Genomic DNA, 21,361 nt, shown 5'->3' with positions numbered 1-21,361 from the left:
TGAAAAAACGCATACGTTACTGCAGCAGAAAAATTTTGCAAGATGTAACAAGTTTACTCACCAGATTTTACAGAAAAAGGTGGACAGACTGTTCAAGTAATCGGTCATTTAAAAACAAAGGATTTTTTAAATGTTGCGCAACATTTTCTACTAAACTTCAATTTTCCTTTTTAAAACAAACGAAAGACTTAGAAGTTCCTTACCATCTTCTAAGCCTTTTCTACTAATTATATTCATCTTTTTTATGTCCAATTGTTACAACAAGAATTGTTATCGTCTCATCATCTATATCCGCAATAATACGATAGTCTCCAATTCGATAGCGCCATTGACCATTTTTATTGCCAACCAAGCCTTTTCCTATTGCTCTAGGATTTTCAATACCTTTCAGATATTTATCAATCCACGAAAGAATTAATTTTGCTTGAAATCGGTCCATCTTTTTTAGTACTTTTTGTGCTTCCTTTTCATACCGAACAACATACTTTTTTTCTGTCATAAACCAAGCTTCTTCACCATTTCAACATGAGAAATACTTTCATCTTTTATTCGATGCTCTGTCATTAATTTATTATAGGTGTCCAAATCAATTTGATCTTCTAAACTTTCCAAAATTTTAGTCCTAGCAAGTTCAGATAAGGATAGCCCATTAAACTCAGCCATTTTTTGCATGAACTCTTTTTCATCCTCAGATAGTCTGAATGTTACTGTGCTCATTTCGTTCCCTCCTTTTGTATACAAATGTCTTACAGATGTTGTAACACATTTGTACACAACTCTCAATTGCACGCTCTAAAAAAACTTGCCTGTTATCGAGCTCTTGAAAGTTCTTCCATTCCCGCCTTTTCTTTTATCAAGAATTCATTTTTCGAAGGACTCTGTTCAATGGACGTTCCGCAACGAAGTTCTCTAATAACTCTTCATCCCGTGAAGCACTACTTTTAATCAACATCCTCATCACTTGTACTTCTAAGTTCTTGTTTTAGCGCTTCATAATACCCTAATTTGAAAAAGTTATACCAGTTTGCTACTTCTTTCTCTGGCATTACTTGAAGTGCCAATAAAATTTCTCTAGCAAACTCTAAATACCCCGTCCCGTTAGCTGTAATCAAATTATTCGCTCTTATTGCTTGGGTTTCTACAAATTGATTTGCGCCCGTATAATGATCACCTGCGTACTCTTGCAAGTCTTGTAGTTGATTACTTGTATGTTTGCCATCATTTAGTAAACCCAGAGTCCCCAGATAAACAGTCGCATCGCAAATCGCAGCGATCAAAGCGCCTTGCTGTTCCGCCTTTTCTACTAAAGCCGCAACAGCGTCTGCTTTATCCTTTCGCCAAGACTTTCCGCCAATTAAAACCAATGCGTCAAACTCTTTTTGACACGCTTCAGCAAATGTATAATCCGGCAATGTAGAAAAACCGCCCATCGAATGAATGGCTTGTTTTTCATTTGACACTGTTTTAACGGTGAAACCTTCTTCCTGATTCAGAACCGCCGCAATTGAGGCCGCTTCCCAATCTGCATATTCTTCTAATAACACAAAAAGTACTTCTGTCATATTTTATTCCTCCTTATATATAGGTAACAACGCTCCGCTACACCTTGTACTTTTCAACATCAGTTCGTTTTATTCACTGTGTTTCAAAGCAGGCTCGTTTAACTCTGACAGGAAAATAGGAAAAACGAACTGAGGTGCTTTTTGTCTCATTTAGTTTTTATCTTTTTCCCGAAGACCTTCAATCCTTAGAGCTTTAGCTCTTAGGAATTGTTGAGATCGAAGCACAGCGTAGTGATAGCCCGTGTAGCTAGATACCTTTCGGACTTCATCATACAACAGAAGTGTGACAACTGATTGTCAGCTTTTATAAAGAAAATACATTTGTTCAATTTTCGATTTGACTGCTTCAACGATTATCGGCGGTTCAATGACTCGTACCTTGTCTTGGAAACGTAAAATGAAATCCACTGTTTTTTCCTGATCGATCAATGGAAACACGATTGTTCCAACAGCCGAGGCTTTATCCTGTTCCTCAAAAAATTCTGCACCAAATTTGTCAATCAAATATAATTTATCCTTTTGATCATATGTTAAAACTACTTGTTGGCTTGCTGGCAATGCCATCGCTTCTAGATAATCATTTTCAGACTCAATAGTCAGCTTTATAGCTTCTAAAGGTCTAGGCTCAAATCCCTCATCTAACAACTCGTATGTTTGAATCCTGGTCAGTTTAAACAAGCGAAATGCCTTTCTTTTTAAGCAAAAACCATAAAGATACCAATGGGACGCTTTAAATACAAGTTTATACGGTTCTACTTTTCGTTCCGAATAGCCTTTTTTGGAATGATACTGAATAACAATGATTCGCTGCATTGCTATTGCTTGGCGTAAATCATTTAGTTTGTTCTTGCCTTCATTGAGTGTAAACCACGACGATAGATCGATCAATAAATCGCTTTGCGGTTGCTGCAAGCTTGTATTTGGCGCAATTTTTGCTAGTAAGGGACTGATGTCAGAGGACGCTGAGATACTTTGAATCGCTGAAAGGCCAGTCAAAATAGTCGAGATATCTTCTGTTGAAAAAATATGTTTACTAACTTTATACCCCTCAACTATGCCATAACCGCCACGAATTCCTGAATAAGAAACAATCGGAATCCCTGCTAAATTCAACGTTTCAATATCACGATAGATAGTTCGTTTAGATACTTCCAATCGTTCAGACAATCCTTTGGCAGTCATTCGGTCATTTTCGGTTAACAAATTTACTAGACTGAGTAAGCGATCGATTTTCATATTTTCTCCTTTTCATTGCATAGATACGTAATAAAAAAGGAATCTATTTGCTAAATGCGCATTGATTCCTTCTTTCTTGATTTTTGTATCATCATTATACTGTGTAATTTCTTACAGCACAATTCAAGTTATTTGTTGATCGTGTCAACATCGGATTTATATACGCTTTTCTACAAAATTATATTATCTTTCAAAATATCCATATCCGTAATCACAATCTTCCGATCTTGAATCTTAATCGCTCCTAAATCCTTCAGCTGCTGCATCATGCGATTTACACTACTAGCAGAAGTGATGCCACAAAAATGGGCAATCTCTTCATTAGTGACCACAAAATCAACCAACAGCCCATCTTCTAACTGCACGCCAAACGTATCATATAACTCATATATCTGGGTACAAACCGCTCCAAATTTGCCATTCATCAACATTTGCTGCATCTTCTTCATCGAATACATCAACCGAACACGGTAATAATCCTTCACGTACATCTGTAATTCTTTACTCTGATTGATATCCTTCCAAAACTGAACCCGATCAATTTGATACAATTCTGCTTGCTCTGATTCGATCCGAATATTAAACGGCGCGTCGATAAACTGGGAATATTCATCTCTCAACAACGATACGATTTCCAAACTATTGATATACCTCAAATTAAACTCTCGTCCATCCGGAGAAATAACGCTAGTTTTGATGATACCGCTCTTCAAAATATACGCATAGCGATCCTGCAATCCTTCATAGGTTAAATAGGTTCTTTTTTTCTTCACAACGATTGGAAATGAATGATTATCTAAATATTCTTGTAAGACATGACTATCCATTTAATGACTCCTTATCCTTTTTTGAACATTTTCTGTAAAAATCTATTCTTATTTAAAAGCATAACACATCGAAAAACAATAACAAATGTATATGACTTTTGTTGTGTTTTTTTGTTTCTAACTTTTTTTTAAAACAAATCCGCATTTTTTTTCATGGCTTTTTTCGTATAGTATCTATACAACTGGCTTTCAGAAAAAAATTGTAACTTGCAATTTAAGCTTATCACACTAGGAAAGAAGGAACTCTTTACAATGACGGAACATTCAGAAGAAAAATTATTTAACAAAGGTTTTATCAGTATTACGTTGATCAATTTTGTGGTGTATCTCGTGTACTACTTACTAATGGTGATCATTGCAGTGATTGCTCAAGATACCTTGCACGCTTCATTAGGTCAAGCAGGTCTTGCTTCAGGGATTTATATTATCGGCACCTTATTTGCACGATTGTTTATGGGTAAACTCTTAGAACTCATTGGTAGAAAAGCAGTACTGAGATATGGCGCTTTATTTTATCTCATAACTACGATCGCTTATCTATACATCCCAAGTATCGGAATTCTTTACCTTGTCCGCTTGCTAAATGGTTTTGGCTATGGAACTGTCTCAACAGCAACAAATGCCATCGTAACAGCTTATATTCCTAAATCAAAACATGGGGAAGGGATCAATTATTACGGATTAAGCACGAGTCTAGCTGCTGCTATAGGTCCATTTATCGGGATGGTTTTACTTAATACTATGAGTTTTTATTTTATTATTTTATTTTCGATCGTACTGATTTTCTTGACCACGATCGCCTGTTTTATCTTCCCTGTAAAAAATATTCAATTGAGTGCTGAGCATAAAGCGAGTTTATCTCGTTGGACAGTTGATAGCTTCATTGAAAAGAAAGTGCTATTTATTTCATTTATTGCTTTTCTAATGGGACTTTCTTATTCAAGCGTACTGTCTTTCCTTTCATCTTACGCTAAAGCAATCGATCTTGTCAGCGCAAGCTCATTTTTCTTTGTGGTCTATGCTTTAGTGATTACAGCTACTCGTCCCCTATCTGGTCGCATTTTTGATGCAAGAGGTGAAAATGCCGTGATGTATCCTAGTTTTTTATTTTTAACAGTCGGATTATTTTTTCTAAGTGTTACAAATTCAAGCTGGATGCTGCTAGTTTCAGGTGGTTTGATTGGTCTAGGTTATGGAACGTTCATGTCGAATGGTCAAGCAATTTGTTTAAAGGAAAGTCCTAATAGTCACCGTATCGGTATTGCGTTATCTACCTATTTTATTGGTTTGGATCTTGGTCTTGGCGTGGGGCCTTATGTTTTAGGAGAATTACGAAGTATTTTGTCATTCCAAGGTTTATATTTCGTTGCTGGTCTGATTCCGATAGTTTGTACGATTCTTTACGCTTTGTTTTACCGATCAAAAGTCTCTGTTTATGAAAATATCAAATAAAAAAGGAGTAACATGATGAATACAGAAGAACGTATGCTTGAAATTTTACAACAAACGTTAAACAAGATAGAAGAACTAAACACTCGCCTAGGTCATATTGAAAAGGATTTGACCTTGATCGACAACTATCAAGCAAATACAAATCAATACGCAAGAGCAATTGAATCAGCTATCGAGAATAATAATATCATGGGTTAAAAATAATAATTAGGAAATAGAAATTGGTTTTTTTTCCATTTATTTACTGTATATTTCAGTTGATTACGCTTCACCTTTGGAGGTCATAACGTTATGGAAAAAAAGTGATGAGTAAAAACTTGATATTTTCAAATTGATTTTCTTTGGTAAAAATGGCATTTCCGTCAATATGATTGCGGAAAAATCAACCTTGCCATTAAATCTGATTTACCGAAAGATCAAAGTAAATCGTGATGATTTGAAAGAAGTTTCCTCTCCAGAATCAGTAATAAATTATATTCTACGATCTTCTACAAACAGCACTAATTTTTTTTATCCAGATAAACAATCAGAGAGCAGAATAATTTTCTGCTCTCTGATTGTTTATTTTTAAAATGCCGGTGTTAATGTTTCACTGTATTTTGTTTCTAATAGCTCACGAACTTTATCACTAGTCATTGCTTTTTTTAGTGCCTTTATTTTGTCGGAGTCTTTGTTATCTTCTCTGGCAACCAAGCTTATGGCAAAGCGATCATCCACTTTCTTCTCCAATAAAATCGCATCTTTTGGTGTTAAGCCGATTTTAGCAATATAAGTCGGATAGTTGTAAATCATTGCCATATCTTTTTCATTATATGCTTCTGCTAAGTTTAGTAAATCAACAGAAACCCATTCAAACTTTTTAGGATTTTCAACTACATCTTTGATTGCGCCATTGAACCCTACACCGTCTTTCAGTTTGATCAAACCAGCGTCATCTAAAATTGCCAGTGCACGGCCTTCGTTGGAAATATCACTTGGTAGTGCAATTTTGGCGCCATCTGGGAGATCTTTAATATCTTTGAACTCTTTCGAATAAAAGCCAACTTTAGCATTATAAATTTTTTGTACAATCACTAAATCACCATTTTTTTCTTCATTGAATTTTTGCATAAAGGGTTCATGTTGAGCAAAGTTGGCATCGATTTCTTTGGCATTTAAAAGTTCATTATATTGAATATTATCATTGACTTGAACCAACTCTACTTTATACCCATCTTCAATATTTTTGCCCGCCAATTCAACAACTTCAACAGTCGATGGAATATGAGAAGCAACTTTGATGACCTTATCTTCCTTCTTCTCCGTATCCGCTTGTTTTTTCTGTCCACCGCATCCTGCAACCACTAGACCCGTTACCATTAACATACTAATCAATACTTTTTTTTTCATGTTTCTGCTCCTAACTACTATTTTTTATTTATCTTTTTAGATACCCAACTACCACTTATTTGAATAAAACTTACGAATAGGATCATAACAACGATTGCTGTGTACATTATGGCATATTCATAACGTTGATAACCATACCTTAATGCAAAATCACCTATCCCACCGCCACCAACTACACCCATAACCGTTGAATAAGAAACCATACTGATTATAACTGACGTCAATGACAACACTAGACCCGAGCGTGCTTCAATATAAAGAAAACGGGTGATCAACTGAAACTTAGTACTACCTAAAGATTGAGCCAACTCTAAAATGTCATTTGGTATTTCTAACAACACCTGTTCCACAAGCCGGGCATATATAGCAACCGCTACAAAACTTAAAGGCAAAGAAGCAGCATATGTCCCAAAAGCAGTCCCTAATACGAATCGAGTAAATGGGATCATAGCAACCACGAGTAATAGAAATGGAAATGAACGCACAATATTAATGTAGCCATTTGCTAACATGCCCAGCCACTGATTCGACTGAGTTGGTATCTTCTTTGTTAAATAAACAAATGTTCCAAGTGGTAACCCTAATGCCACAGATGCAATGATTGAAATCAAAATCATTATGCCGCTTTCTGATAAAGCCTTACTTAATTCTGGAAGGTAATAACTAATTTTACTTATATACGCTGCCATTATCCCAAACTCTCCCGTACTCTTTCATAATAAGATCCAAACTGCGTTGATTGTTGACTTCTTTGAATGGCTAATATATCCAATACTTTTCCATTTTCTAGAATCGCTGTTCGATCGCATAATTGTTTGATCAAATTCAATTCATGGCTGACGATAACCATTGTCGTTCCAAACGTTTGATTGATTCTTCGCAATAACTCTAAAATATCATAAGCATTTTGGCCATCTAGAGCAGAAGTTGGTTCATCGCAGAGTAAAATTTTGGGCTGTGTAATCAACGCCCTGGCAATTCCTACACGCTGTTTTTCACCACCACTAAGCTGGCTTGGATAATATTTGCCTTTATCAGACAAACGTACAAACTCCAAAACTTCTTGAATACGTTTTTGGTCATATGCTTTATTCAATCGTAAAGGAAGCCCAATATTTTCGTTGACAGTTTGGTTGTATAGCAAGTTAAATTGTTGAAAAATCATCCCAATTTGCTTACGACTTTGCCGTTTTTGTTTCTCATTTAACTGCATCAAATCCGCATCAAAGACTTTAATAACGCCTTGACTCGGTTTTTCTAAGGTGTTGATCATTCTTAGTAATGTAGATTTACCAGATCCACTTTCACCAATCACACCAAATATTTCATGTTCTTGGATTTTAAACTCAACATTATCTAATGCTGTGACAACTGATCCATTATGATTATAAAACTTTGAAACTTGGTCAAACGTAATCATTTTATTTCCTCCAACTCAATCTACCAGCAACTGAACAAATTCGGCTTTAGAAACATTAGTAAAATAATCTCCTACTATGACATCAGCTAATACTTGCTTAATTGCTGCTTGCTCATATTTACAGCCAATCAATAACTCTGCTATTTCTTTTGTATCTTTTTGACTGAAGTAATCACCGTAAATTGTGATAGCTGAAATTCTTCCCTTTTCTACAGAAATATTTGCTTCTATGAGTCCACCTTGGAATTTTTCTTCTCTTTTGATCGTATACTTAGGTTCCTCACCAAATACCCAAGTCTCATTTCCATATATCTCTGCTACCAATTGATCAATCGCTCGTTCATCTTCTTGGGTTAGATGATATTTTCGTGTCTGAATTGCGTCCATTGTCTTAGCTTTAAATAAATGCAATAATATGCGGTCTCGAAAATCTTCAGTGGAAATCCCTTGATATTCTTTAGCTAAGTAAGGTTTTAAATTGGTCACTCGGCTTCTAACAGACTTCGTCCCTTTTGATGCTAACTTTTTTTCAGAAACGGTAAGCACTCGACTAACTTCGTCTAAATCAACATCCAACATCAATGTTCCATGGGAATACATCTTTTTATTTTTCGTATACATAGCATTTCCAGAGAATTTTTTCCCATCGATCAGTAAATCATTTCGACCACTAATTTCTGCCCCGAGCGCACCCATTTCATGTAAAGCATCAATAATTGGCTGTGTAAATGCCTTAAAATTCCCAAATGACTCATGGGTTGCATCAACAACAAAACTAAAACTTAAATTACCTAAATCATCATACACTGCACCACCACCAGATAACCTTCTGGTAATAGTGATTTGGTGTTCCTTAGCATAATTCAAATCGACCTCTGCACGTACATTCTGATTGCGTCCGACGATAACACATGGTTTTTGAATATAAAACAATACCAGTGGTTCGTCGAATGTCCGCTGATTCAACAAGTATTGCTCTGTCGCTAAATTCCGACGGATATCGTTAGAGGGCATAATAACATAATACATTTTATTCCTCTTTTCTTATTGTCTAAGCTTATAGGCATTTCAGCACCATATGAAAATGCTTTCAATATAAATTTCTGATAATTCCAACAATAGATTTAGTCTATCATTCTTAATTATAATATTACATATATTTGCTCAAAAAAGCTTTATATTATAAGAAAAAATCATATTTTATATAACAGAAATTTTAACTTAACACAGATTTTAGTACACAACAGTGATGATCCCTATATTCTAACGATATGTATAAATAGAAAAACGACACAACAACCAGAAGTATCTCTGATTCATTGTGCCGTTTTTCCATTTCAAGCTATTTAAGTGTTAGGTAAACATCTCAGAGTAATAAACGAGATTAGTTTCCCACTATTTTTTTTCGACTAGGCGAATTTGAACAGCTTCCATACGTAATGCCTTACCAGTTGTTCCTGCTGTTGCACCATTTGAAACATACGCGCCCCAGCCTTTGTTTTTAGAGTGAGCACGATATTGAACATCATATCTCTTCGCTAACTCACCAGTCAATCGAATTTGGATAGCTTCCATTCGTAAAGCTTTACCAGTTGTACCAGCTAATTCTCCATTAGCTTTGTATCCTTGCCAACCAATATTACGAACGTGAGCACGGTACTCGATACCGCCTTCGATTTTCTTAGCTGATTCAGGCATGTCTACATCTTCTAGATTCAATTTAACAGCTTCAAGAGCTAATTTTCTACCTGTCGTCCCAATGATTTCATTGGTATCAACAGTTTTTTGCCAGCCTATATTACTAACATGACCTGTTCCTCTAATATTTGGCGCTACTTTTTGAGCGTCCTCTAATTGTTTTTGTAATTTAGCTTTTGTATCAGCATCACGAATTTTCTTGATTGTTTCCGCTGCTTTATCAAAATCTTTGGCTTTGATTTGAGCTTCTGCTAATTCAATCAATGGTTTGTCGTGAACAAGGTTGTCTGCTTTTACTAACGCTTCAACTTCTTTTTCAACAGCTGCTTTAGTTGTTAATTTAGAAATCTTGTCTTTAGCTGCAACTTTTTCTTCAGCAGTTAAGTTTTCTAATGCATCGATTTGTTTGTTTGCAGCGGCTTTTGCTTCAGATAGAGCAATACCGTTATTTAGTTTAGTTTGATATTGTTTACGTGTCGTGTCTGATTTTAATTGATTGATCATTTTTTGCGCTTCTACGTATGAACCAGAATCAATCAATGAATCAATTTCATTGGTAAGTTCTTTATCATATTGCTTGATGGCTTCTGCTTTGGCTTCTTCGTAAACTGCTACCATATCTGCTTTTTCTGATAAGCTATTTACTTTATTTGTATAAGCAACTTTTTGGGCAGGTGTTAAGCCTATCAAACCGTTAATCGCATTATTAATAGTAGTTTTAGCAGCATTTAAATCTGCCGCCGCAACTTGACGATCTGTGATTAATTGCTCTACTTTTCCTTTAAGAGTCGCCACTTCCTCTGTAGTCGAACAATCAACTACTTCTGATGAGAATTTTTTCTTTTCAGCATCAGTTAATTCAGATGCTCCATTAATAAATCCTGCAAGAGCCTTTTTATCCGTCAAAAGCTGCTCTTGTTTATTCGCAAGATTAGTATCTGCAGCCATAGCACGATTTACTACATCAGTAATATCATCTATTGTAGTTTTGGCATTAATTTCAGCTTTATATCCATCTTTGACACTCTTTGAAAGATATTTTAATTCATCAATTTGCTTGTTTGCAGCAATTTTTGCTTCCGCTAGCTCATTGGCTTTGTCTTTGGTCGCTTTATTCGTAGCATTTAACGCTTCTGCTGTTTCTAAAGCAGTTTTAATCTCTTCGTTATTTTTTGCATCTGTAATACTTTTTAGCGCAGCTTTAGCTTGTGTTACTGTTAAATCTTCTAATTTATTCAAAATATTTTTAGCAATTTCTTTTGCTTCATCTAATTCGGCTGTCTCAATTGCTTTAATATCATTTGCATAAACAGCTTTAGCTAAGATATCTGCTACTTTTTCTAAAGTATCAACTGTATCAACATCAAGTTTTGCTTTATGAGTTGTTCTTTCAGTTTCATTAAGAGCTTCCAATGAATCAATTTGTTTTTTTGCATCAAGTTTTGCTTTTGACAATTGAGCTGCTTTATCAGCATCTTTAGCAAGTTCTAATTTGGTATTTACTTCACTTTTTGTAGTTGCAGCTTTTACAGCTGTAATGTGCGGTTCTTTCTCATCAGCTTTTAAATTAGATAATGCTTGAATTTCTTTGATTGCTGTCTCTTTGGCTACTTCTAAAGCTTTGATTTCTAACTTTCTAGCAGCTTGAGCTTGTGCAACAATTTCTGCAACGGCTTCTGCGGTTTTTGATAAGCCAACATTTGCTTTATACGTAGATAAAGCAATTTTATCTTCTAATTCTAAAGCATCAAGTAATGTTTGCGCCTCAGCTTGTGCTGCTGCTAAATTCTTTTGCTTAAGAGATTCTACTTCATAAAATTCATTCCATTCCTGCATAACAGCATCAAGTGCTTCAGTTGTTTTTGCTGCATCAACTTTACCTTGGAATCGTTTAACGTCTTCTGCTTTGACTACATCGCCTGCTTCTGAAGCAATTTGATTTTTCATATTTGCTTTTTTCTCATTTAAATCAGCCGTTTCTTTGTTTGCAATTGCCTGATCTATATCTGCTTCTAGATTTGTTAAATCTACTAAATCTTGTTCTGCTTTTGGCGTTTTATTTGCGATTTTTTCAAGACGATCGCTGAATGCATCATCTAAGGTAGCCGATAAGTCTGCTTCTTGTAATTTGCTACTTAACGCATTTACTTTAGCATTAATTAGTTTTGTTAGAACACCTTGGTAAGCAGTTTTTGCTGCCTCAACCGCTAGGTCTACCTCTTCTTTAGTTTCAGCATTATCAATTGCAGTATAATGGAGCTCTTTTTCTAAATCAGAAAAATAGGTCATTCCTTTAATAACTTCTTTTTGCTGAGTTTGATATTTCGGAAGATTCGCAAATGCTGTATTGGCTTCTGTTGCCGCTTTTAAAACTTCTTCTGCTGCTTTTTGATTCTCTGCTAAATCAGCAGCAAAAACCTCTTTAGCTACACCATAATTTTTTGATTCGTTAGCCAATTCTGCATTAAATTTATTTATTAATCCAGTTTTAGCAAGTGCTGTAGCGATTTTGCCTTTATATGCTGCTTTAGTGCTTTCACCAGTTTCTGGTAAAGAGTTTAAAGCTTCGATTTGATTATCATAACTAGCTTGTAATAAATCAATTTCAGCAACAACATCGGCCTTATATGCATCTACCGTAGCTGTATTGACTTCAACTTCATTAGTAGCCTTTCTAACATTGGCAAGATGTACAGCTTTAGCTTCTGGTGACAATGATTTTAGGGCTTCGATATTTGTAACTGCTTGATTAATCAGCTTCTGTAATTCTTCATCATCTACTACTCTCATTTGCGCTGTTTCTGCGTTTGCTTGCTCAGTATCTGTGACCGCTAAAGCAGCAACCGGACTAAACGCATGCAGTAATAATCCAAATACTACAGGGGCTACTACCCACTGTTTCTTTCTCTTATACATCTTGTAAATTTTCTTCGTGTTGCTTTCAGGACTCAAATCGTCTTTTCTGAAATTTTTGTTGCTCTTCATGAACCATTACCTCCATAATAATAATTTTTTTGTTAAATACCAATTTGAATTAGTACTCACGCAAAGTAAAATAATGGACACGACCAAAAAAACCCATATAATAAAGTACATAGCATATTAGATTAAGGCGTATCCGATTAGCTTCCCATTTCTTCTTTTTTGTAGGAACAAGAAATGGCTTTTTTGTTATTGATTACATGCGTCCTATTTTTACCTTGACGGCTTTCTTGACGGCTGAAATCCAGTGTTAATGCTAAAAAAACATAATAAAAAAACCATATGAGCTTATCAAATGGTTTTAACTGGATCATTAATTTGTTTTTTTTAGAATAAGCAATTAAATAGTAGAAATTTTTTCAATTGCTTGTCTTTCATCTTTCATAAATGAATTTGTGTAGACATCCAACGTCATCTTAGTTGAGGTATGACCTAACATTGAACTTATTGTAGCAATGTTCACCCCCAACTCTAAGCAACGAGTTGCAAAGGTATGCCGCAATGCATGAAAAGGTAACTGTGTTATTTGCAGCTGCTCCAAAAGGTTTTTAAATCGATACGTAATCGTTCGTGGTTCAGTACAAGAATCGGCAATTCCAACAACATATGAACTTTTAGAAGATTGCTTGATTTCAATTAGATAGGCTTCAAGTTGGTTTGACAATGGCAAGGTTCTCTCAGATTGAAACGTTTTTGGTGTTCCTTCAATCAAAGCCGTTTTACCACTGTCCACTTGCAATCGTTGGAGTGTTCTTTGAATATGAATTGTTTTTTCAGTAAAATCTATGTCACCCCATTGTAAGGCACTGATCTCACCGATGCGCATTCCAGTTTCTAACGCTAGAATAATCGGTAAGTATTTTTCATCTGCAATGGCAGCTTCTTTAATTTTTTTTTGTTGTGCTACAGAAAAAGCTCGTACTTTTTGTTTTTCCAACTTGGGTAAATCGATATTTAGCGCTGGATTCTTTTTCAATAAATTTTGACGAACCGCTTGAGCTAAACCATTTTTCAAAACGCGATGAACAGCATGCACTGAGCTTGGCGATAGTGACAGACTTAACTGCAAAATCCATTGATCGATATCTGTCGGTAATAATTCAGTTAATCGAATAGCACCAATCCTCGGCAAAATATGCAATTGAACTTTACTTTTATAACTATTATAAGTACTTAGCTTAACTCTTTTTTTGACGATTGTATCAAGCCAAACTTCAAACCACTCAGTCAGTGTTCCAGTATAGGTTGATTGAAACTCAGGATCTCTAAGTGAATCAGCTTTTAGCATCATTAATTTATGTTTTACTTCCAAATACTTTCTAGAATAAATGTAACCATAACGAATTTTCCCATCCATTTTTCGTTCCTTTATATAACGGCCTTCCCAGCGACCATCTTTTCTCTTATATATGTTTTCTCCTCTTTTTGCCATGATAAAATCCCTCTCTCATTTTTTGATTTGTGACGGCGTATTTGACGGCGTTGAAATTAAAGTACCGAATCGTTGTATTCTCAGTATTTTATTCAACTAAATATACGCATTCCCAATTTTCAGGGGAGAATTATTCATTCATAAAATATCAAATTAGTACTATATTTCTTTTGCAAAACGTTTTTATATCCGCAAGAAAATATCATTATGAACGTTTTTTAATAACATAAGAGATTAAGGCTTTTTTTTATAAAACCAATTACACCAATACCTATTGACATTCAGCCTACTTAAATAGTACAATACTAGGTGTTGAGTGAATAAGACTGTTTATAAAACCAACATTTTTTATTCATCAAAATTTCATTTTCTCATTTCTTGTTCCTACAAAGAACAAGAAAAAATATCATTAAATTTTTTTCCTCAAAATCAACTCAGTTAAGTCGATTTCCAACATTTTTATCCTTCTCTCCAATGCATTTTTACGTTTTCATTACTAACTCCCCATAACTCATGGTACTAACTTTATAACTTCCCTTTTTTACTATCTTACAACCAACATTTCTTAAGTCTCACCTAATTTTTTTCATTTTCAATCACCTTTTAATACTCTTTCATTTTTTTGGTTGCGCATTCATAATTCTCTAAATAAAACAGATCTATCTGTCACAGTATAGAAGGTAAAAATGACACGCGTTATTAATTACAATGTTACAATACCAAGGCTGAAGTTTCCAATCTAATTTTTTTTTTTAATCTTTTCTTTCCTTCTAAAAAAAAATAATTCTATAAATAGTTTTTTTTTACAGTTAAATTCCCATCCTCTTTTTTATTACCCTGTTTTTTTATCACGAACTATCATCTACTCTAAGCAAAGTTAGAAAAAATAAATGTTTTTTTATAGAAAAAAGCACCCCTGTTTATCTTTTCAGGGGTGCTTTCTTTTTTCTTTTTTTTATTCTTTTATATTAGTTTTTTTCTTTCACAGCACTATTCAACAAAGCATCGTCAATAAGCTAGCTTTCATTCACTTTTTTCTTAATAGCAGAAAGAATTTCTTGAACATTATTTCTAATAAAGAAATGATCTCCTTGAAAAACGATCTGTTCGCAATTAGAGCCTATAAGATCCATCCACTCTTTTAGCTCGCTCTTTTTCTCTTGTGTTCCATTAAAAATAAGTACTGGACAACTTACTCTTGTTTTTTTGGGGCTAATGCTGAACTGATTTAATAATGCTAAATCTTCCCTCAAATAATCTGTCACTAGCTCTAACAGCTCAACTTCTTCAATGACTTCCTTGGGAATTCCACCTAACTTAAAGAAAAATTGATTAAATTTTTTAGTTGGTGCAGATAAAATCGATTCATAAGTCTTTGAACGAAAAGTCTCACTTCCAGAAAATATCAACAGTTTGGGTTGTCTGATCGTCATCTTTTCAAGCTTCTTATAAATATCCATTGCAACTCTGGCTCCCATGCTATGGCCAAATAAAATATACTCTTTGGTAAAATCCACACATTCTAATACTTGTTTTAAGGTTTTGTCAATCAACATCCGCCAAGATTGCGGTCTATCTGCAAAACTTCTCCGCCCCCGACCATCATATTCGATTTGAATAATTTCAAATTGCTCATCATTCAACTCTAACCATTCTTTATAAGGATTTACGATACTCCCGGCATAAGGAAGCATAACTAATTGAATCATCTTTTTTCTCCTATTTCCATTCTAACGTAATTCCAGTTCTAGCTGGTCGCAAGCACTTTGTAGTAGAGTATCCAGTTGTTTTTTCTGGTTTATATTTTCTGGGTAAATTAGAACTAGTTGATCTAAATATTTGTTGATAACGATCTCAAACCCATCAACGTTTTCCATTATCTCTACTTGTTTTTTAGCGGTTTCCAAGGTTTCACTTGTGAATTCAAAAACAGTTTGGTTATTGATTGAATATATCTCTTTATTTGTATAGTCACTATCCATTTTACTCAATTCATCGATCAGGCTAATCTGAGTATCTAGTTTTAACTGCTGCAAATAGCCCATCTGTTCTTCTATATTGTCGACTGACTGATTAAGTAAAACTGGCCATAAGTCAATATACGGACCAATCGCTTGTGCAAAATCTGCTGGTAAGTATTTTCTATTTTCTTGCACAACATAAACAGGAATTGTTTTAGGATAATCGATCTCATGGTTTTTACGAATAATAATTTGAGCTAAATACATAATAAGTGCCCAATGATTTTTCCCATAATATTTTTTCGTCTTTTCCCCTAAACTTAATGTAGACAAGCAAATAGAAAACTCTTGCTTTCTTTTTTGTTCAACATGAATATGCTCTTTATTTTGCTTAAACATCAACAGATGTGCTTCCAGTTTTTTCAGCTCTGATTCCTCGTCAAGGATAGGTTTAGGTAAAAGATAGCCAATGTTAGGTTTAGGATTTTTGACAGGATTCATAATGTATTCTTTTATTCGATCGTAAAATACTGTATCACTATACTTATCCCAAATAGTATGAGAAATCAGTAGATGTAAAATCGTTGTTTCTTCATTTATTTGGGTAAGCAGCATATGATATAGGGCATTTGTTGTTTCATTTTTAAGTGCTGATACCATGTTATCTTTTATTCCCTTTTGGAAGATAACCTTATCTTCCTCTGGTCTATCACTTAAATCAATAAAAGGAATTGTAAACGACTCCTCAAAAGGATGTTCATACAACCTGAATTTTTCTCCCTGCCATCCATAACTCGTACGCAGTAAAGGCTGCTCATACACAACTTGTTTTACTGCTTCAATGATTCGTTCAGAATCTGATGTAGGTAGCTCAAATGCTGCATAAACCATCGTAGCATCTAACGTATCCAAAAACATTCTTTGCATAGCTGAAGGCTGAATCACTTGCTTAACTGGTGAACCTTCCCAATTAATTGGAACAAATAAGTCCCCTTCATCTGTGACAGATTGCGGTTCATTCTGTAAAAAATCTAAAATTTCATCTATTTCTTTTAAAAATCGCTCATTTACATTTTGAATAAATTCCTTTGAAAAAAGACGATTGTCATAGACGATATTACTATTCAAATTTTTGTCTACGATCACTAAATTAACTGCAATCGGCGTTCCAAATTGATTATTAGGACTAACTTCATTTCCTTGCGGCGCAGGACTCACCTTGAATAAGTGATCTCCTTGCTGTGACTCATTAAACTCTCCTGAATAATTGAATGTAACCATTGGTTCAGCCTTAGAAATTTCAGGTAAAACTGTTTTAGCAAGCCCATAACCAATACCATTTTTAGGAATTGCTTTCAATGAACGGTTTACTTCTAAAATATCAGCTTCAATACTATTATTCCCCAACGAAAACGCAACTGGATAGGTGACTGTAAACCATCCAACTGTTCGATCAATCTCAGTATCATCCGTTAGTTGTTCCCTACCATGGCCTTCCATAAGTAAAGAAACCGCTGAATTTCCAGTTACTCTCGCTATTGCTCTAGTTAGAGCGGTAATCAAAATTTCATTGATGTAGAAATGACTAAAGCGATTTTTCTGCATTAAAAGCTCAGTTGTTTTTATCATACCTAATTGAGTGGATAAGATTGTTACTTGTTTGGTTCGTTCAGCATCTAAATCATTTTTCAACTGACTTTTTTCAACAATTGCCGCTGTTTCTTGCCAAAATAATAGCTCATTAGCTAGTTCCTCACTCTTACTGTAGTCAACTAATTCTTGACTCCATTTTTGATAAGACATGGTTTTTAATGGGAGTTTTATTTTTTGTTCAGCTTTGAGTGCAGTATAGGCTGTTTCAAGATCCTCCAAGATGATTTTCCAAGAAATGGTATCAACAACCAAATGATGGGCAATTAGCAATAAGAAACTACGATCTCTAAACTGATAAATAACTGCTTTAAAGACTCTACCATCTGCCAAAGAAAGGTCTGCTTGTGCAGCATTGCTTAATTTTTGCATTGATTGATAGATTTCAGTTGTTTGATCAAACCAATCGATTGTCCGACTATCTTGTTCAAAATTATAACGCTTCAGTGTAAATGAAGAGACCATTTCTCTCGGCTGAACAGACTGCCCTCCATTATAAATAGCCCGTAACATATCATGATGGATCATGATTTCTTGCAATGCTTGTGTCATTTTTCCTTCATTCAATTGTTCTGTCGCAAATTCAAGCATGATCGATTGATTAAAATGATTAGGTTCCGCTAACTGTTCATCCATAAATTTTTGCTGGATCGGTGTAAAAAGAACTGCTCCTGTCACATCACTCTGATCAAGAGCCATCTTTTCGTTTTGTTTCAGATTCGTGCTTAATTCTTTGATCGTTCGGTACTGAAGAATGTCATTGATTGTAAGTGAGTACCCCTGTTCTTTCAGTTTTGATACAATTCGGATAGCTTTAATTGAATCTCCACCTAAGTCATAGAAATCTTCATTTATCCCAATCTCATCTTGATTAAGGATTTCTTTAAAAATCGCTAAAATATTCATTTGTATTTGCGTTTTTGGTTGTTCTTTTTCTTCTTTATTTAGATCGAGCTGATGCTCTGGTAATTGGTCAACAGCTAATTTTCCATTTTTAGTGGTTGGTAACGAATCTAAGAGAATAATCGCTTTTGGGATCATATACTCGGGTAATTGCGCTCTTAAAGATTCTTTTATTTGTTTTTCAGAAATATTCTTTGTAGTACTCACATAAGCAATAAGCTGTTTTTCTGCTGAGGTTTCGCTTTCAACAACAATCACAGCTGCTTCTTTCATTTCAGAAATATCTAACAGATGTGCTTCAATTTCTTTAAGCTCAATTCTAAATCCACGAATTTTTACTTGTTGGTCGATTCGCCCTAAAAATTCAACTTGACCTGCTTCATCCCACCGAACTAGATCTCCAGTTTTATATAATTTTTCTTTGGGGTTAAATGGATTTTTTATAAATTTTTCATCTGTTAATTCATCCTTCCCTAAATAACCTCTGGCAAGCCCTTCGCCACCCAAATATAATTCTCCTGGCATTCCGATCCCGCAAAGCGACTCGTCAGAAAAAATCAACGCCGTAGTATAATTGATTGGCTTACCGATCGGAATCGTCTGCATGAATGGCTCAGAAATTTCATAAGTCAAAGCAAAAGTTGTACACTCCGTCGGACCATAGCCATTGATCAAGTGAGTTTGCTGATTGGCTTGTTTAAATTTAGAGACATGATAATTTGACAGCTTTTCACCACCGATCAATAGATAGTTTAGGGATGAAAAAATTTGCTCATTTAAGGAAACTAATTGATTAAACAAAGAAGATGTCAACCACATAACATTGATCTGGTTCATTTCAATTATTTCTTCTAATTTATCTGGATCAACTAAATTTTCAATTTCTGATAAATGTAATGTTCCACCATTTAACAACGCACCCCAAATTTCAAAAGTGCTTGCATCGAAAGTTAGGGAACCAGTTTGCAAAATTCTTGGCTGAGACAATTGGACATAATTGGGTTCTTTGACTAAGCGAATAATACTTTTATGCTCAATCATTGTTCCTTTAGGTTCCCCCGTTGTACCAGACGTATAAATCACATATGCTAATGAATGCTTTGAAAGTTGGGCAGGCTGATAACTAACGATTAAATCAGGTCTTTCTAAATCAGCTAATGTTACTTGAGCTACTGAGAAATCATCATCACATTGTTCTGAAGTAAAATCGATCAGTAACCCAGCCTGACTTTTTTCTACAATTTCTTTATTTCTCTTTTTCGGACTTTTAGGATCTAACGGCAGATACGCACAACCTGCTTTTAAAATACCTAAATACGCTATAATGGTTTGAACTTCTCTTGCAGCAAGGATCGCAACAATCTCTGATTCAGCTTTTTTAGATTGGATCAAAGAAGCAATTTTTGTTGATTCATGATCTAATTCAGCATAAGTCAAGGTTTTGTCTGGTCCTGCAATAGCAATACTCGTCGGATAGTTCTTCACTTGTTCTTTGAAATGATCGATGATCGTCGCATCTTTGGGTAATTCAGGTTCTGAGCTATTAAATTGAGTCATGATTTTTGTAATTTCTTCTTGCTCCAAACATGAAAACTCTCGAATTGGTTTAGTTACATCTGCTAAAATAGCCCGCATCAATGTTACAAAATGCTTCTGCATTCGTTCAACAGTTGATTTTTTGAATAAATTAACATCATATTCCCAAACCAGCTCTACTTGATTTTCTGCTATACCTAAATTAAACGTCAGATCAAATTTTGCCACATGAGACTCTCTTGGAACCTCAGTTAATTGGCTATTTCCCAATGTTACATCCAATTGTCCATTACTTTGATAGTTAAAAAGAATATCAAAAATAGGATTTTTATTTTCACAAATCGGAGCCTTCAAATCCTCAATGATTTCATCTAATGGATAATCTTGATGATCAAAAATACGCATTAGCTTATGCTTGATACGATCTAAATACACAAGGAAATTTTCGTTTGATTGTATCTTATCATTGATCGGAACTGTATTAACAAACATCCCCAATAGATTTTGAATATCTGGATGATCCCGCCCCGACATGGTCGTACCGATCACGACATCTTCACTGCCTGAATATTTTGATAAAAAGATCATAAAACACGCAATAAAAATCATGTAATTTGTTGCACCCGTTTTTTCAGTCAATTGATTCAACTGTTTGATCTGTTCGGCAGATAAACACGTACTAATCGTATCACCACAATATTCTCTCTCTTTAGGGCGTGGATAATCATAAAATAATTCAAATTCTGGTAAGCCATCTGAAAACTCATCAAGCCAAAATTGTTTGCTGGACTGCTTATCTTTTTTTCTATGCCATGCACTATAATCTTTATATTGCAACTTCACAGGCGGCAACGACTTATCATCATATAAATAACTCAATTCTTCTAAAAAAATCCCCATTGAGCCACCATCCATAATAATATGATGGGCATCAAATAGTAGATATCGTTCGCCTGTTACAAGTGTGCAGTAGCACACTCGTAACAAAGGCAAAGCATCAATAGTAAAGGGTCTAACAAATTCATCTATGATCACCGATAGCGGTTTGGCAGAATCACTAATCATTTCAATTGAAAATTTATAATCTTCTTCTACGATTTGTCCGAATTTACCATCGATCATATCAAAATAAGTTCTTAATACCTGATGTCGCTCAATTAGTTTGTTTAAAGAGCTGTTTAATTTTTCTAACTCTATCGGTTGTGATAATTGAAAAGCAATTGGAATATTATATGTGATACTTTCTCCTTGGACTTGCTCAATCGTGTAAATTCTTTTTTGAGCAGAACTCATTAAATATTTTTTACTCACCT

15 protein-coding genes are annotated in these 21,361 nt (G+C 34.7%); 2 read left to right on the top strand and 13 right to left on the bottom strand.

What is annotated here, in order from left to right; genetic code table 11:
• Positions 1–223: 223 nt before the first annotated feature.
• The 5 genes from AC4BB7_RS02910 to AC4BB7_RS02890 form a co-directional block, all read right to left on the bottom strand.
• A complete protein-coding gene (locus AC4BB7_RS02910; RefSeq protein ID WP_490484363.1) occupies positions 224–499 on the bottom strand; it encodes a type II toxin-antitoxin system RelE family toxin in 276 nt (91 codons plus the stop codon).
• Positions 496–717 (bottom strand): type II toxin-antitoxin system RelB family antitoxin, encoded by a 222-nt coding sequence (gene relB / locus AC4BB7_RS02905; RefSeq protein ID WP_490484362.1) that lies wholly within the window; start codon positions 715–717, stop codon positions 496–498. The genes AC4BB7_RS02910 and relB overlap by 4 nt, the downstream gene beginning before the upstream one ends.
• 224 nt (positions 718–941) lie before the next feature.
• Positions 942–1,562: a DJ-1/PfpI family protein gene (locus AC4BB7_RS02900; RefSeq protein ID WP_490484361.1), complete on the bottom strand. Its 621-nt coding sequence runs from the start codon at positions 1,560–1,562 to the stop codon at positions 942–944.
• A 297-nt stretch (positions 1,563–1,859) separates the two neighbouring features.
• Positions 1,860–2,798: a helix-turn-helix transcriptional regulator gene (locus tag AC4BB7_RS02895; RefSeq protein WP_086315431.1), complete on the bottom strand. Its 939-nt coding sequence runs from the start codon at positions 2,796–2,798 to the stop codon at positions 1,860–1,862.
• A gap of 170 nt (positions 2,799–2,968) precedes the next feature.
• Complete coding sequence (locus AC4BB7_RS02890) at positions 2,969–3,625, bottom strand: Crp/Fnr family transcriptional regulator (protein WP_086315430.1); 657 nt, start codon at positions 3,623–3,625, stop codon at positions 2,969–2,971.
• Between the two features lie 252 nt (positions 3,626–3,877).
• Here AC4BB7_RS02890 and AC4BB7_RS02885 point away from each other — a divergent pair, with 252 nt between their 5' ends.
• Together AC4BB7_RS02885 and AC4BB7_RS02880 are read left to right on the top strand one after the other, a co-directional pair.
• A complete protein-coding gene (locus tag AC4BB7_RS02885) occupies positions 3,878–5,077 on the top strand; it encodes an MFS transporter (RefSeq protein ID WP_086315429.1) in 1,200 nt (399 codons plus the stop codon).
• Positions 5,078–5,092: 15 nt separating this feature from the next.
• On the top strand, positions 5,093–5,275 hold the full coding sequence (locus AC4BB7_RS02880) for a hypothetical protein (RefSeq protein ID WP_490484360.1): 183 nt from the start codon (positions 5,093–5,095) through the stop codon (positions 5,273–5,275).
• Between the two features lie 369 nt (positions 5,276–5,644).
• On the opposite strand, the gene AC4BB7_RS02875 is transcribed toward AC4BB7_RS02880, so the two are convergent.
• The 8 genes from AC4BB7_RS02875 to AC4BB7_RS02840 form a co-directional block, all read right to left on the bottom strand.
• The gene (locus AC4BB7_RS02875) at positions 5,645–6,466 is read right to left on the bottom strand and encodes a MetQ/NlpA family ABC transporter substrate-binding protein (RefSeq protein ID WP_086315427.1); all 822 of its coding nucleotides are present in this window, start codon (positions 6,464–6,466) and stop codon (positions 5,645–5,647) included.
• 17 nt (positions 6,467–6,483) lie between these two features.
• Positions 6,484–7,158 (bottom strand): methionine ABC transporter permease, encoded by a 675-nt coding sequence (locus AC4BB7_RS02870; RefSeq protein WP_490485112.1) that lies wholly within the window; start codon positions 7,156–7,158, stop codon positions 6,484–6,486.
• Positions 7,155–7,886 carry a methionine ABC transporter ATP-binding protein gene (locus AC4BB7_RS02865; RefSeq protein WP_490484359.1) on the bottom strand — a complete coding sequence of 244 codons (732 nt, stop codon included), beginning with the start codon at positions 7,884–7,886 and terminating at the stop codon, positions 7,155–7,157. The genes AC4BB7_RS02870 and AC4BB7_RS02865 overlap by 4 nt, the downstream gene beginning before the upstream one ends.
• 15 nt (positions 7,887–7,901) lie before the next feature.
• On the bottom strand, positions 7,902–8,915 hold the full coding sequence (lplA, locus tag AC4BB7_RS02860; RefSeq protein WP_490484358.1) for a lipoate--protein ligase: 1,014 nt from the start codon (positions 8,913–8,915) through the stop codon (positions 7,902–7,904).
• Positions 8,916–9,281: 366 nt separating this feature from the next.
• A complete protein-coding gene (locus tag AC4BB7_RS02855; RefSeq protein WP_490484357.1) occupies positions 9,282–12,569 on the bottom strand; it encodes a KxYKxGKxW signal peptide domain-containing protein in 3,288 nt (1,095 codons plus the stop codon).
• Positions 12,570–12,906: 337 nt separating this feature from the next.
• Positions 12,907–13,998: a tyrosine-type recombinase/integrase gene (locus AC4BB7_RS02850; protein ID WP_490484356.1), complete on the bottom strand. Its 1,092-nt coding sequence runs from the start codon at positions 13,996–13,998 to the stop codon at positions 12,907–12,909.
• A 1,016-nt stretch (positions 13,999–15,014) separates the two neighbouring features.
• A complete protein-coding gene (locus AC4BB7_RS02845; RefSeq protein WP_490484355.1) occupies positions 15,015–15,707 on the bottom strand; it encodes a thioesterase II family protein in 693 nt (230 codons plus the stop codon).
• Positions 15,708–15,728: 21 nt separating this feature from the next.
• Positions 15,729–21,359 (bottom strand): amino acid adenylation domain-containing protein, encoded by a 5,631-nt coding sequence (locus AC4BB7_RS02840; RefSeq protein ID WP_490484354.1) that lies wholly within the window; start codon positions 21,357–21,359, stop codon positions 15,729–15,731.
• Positions 21,360–21,361: the final 2 nt, after the last annotated feature.

The organism is Enterococcus sp. AAFC-DPL-5182, assembly GCF_058216605.1.
The sequence above is the reverse complement of the archived record's forward strand: the minus strand, read 5'-3'. Positions and strand labels throughout refer to the sequence as shown.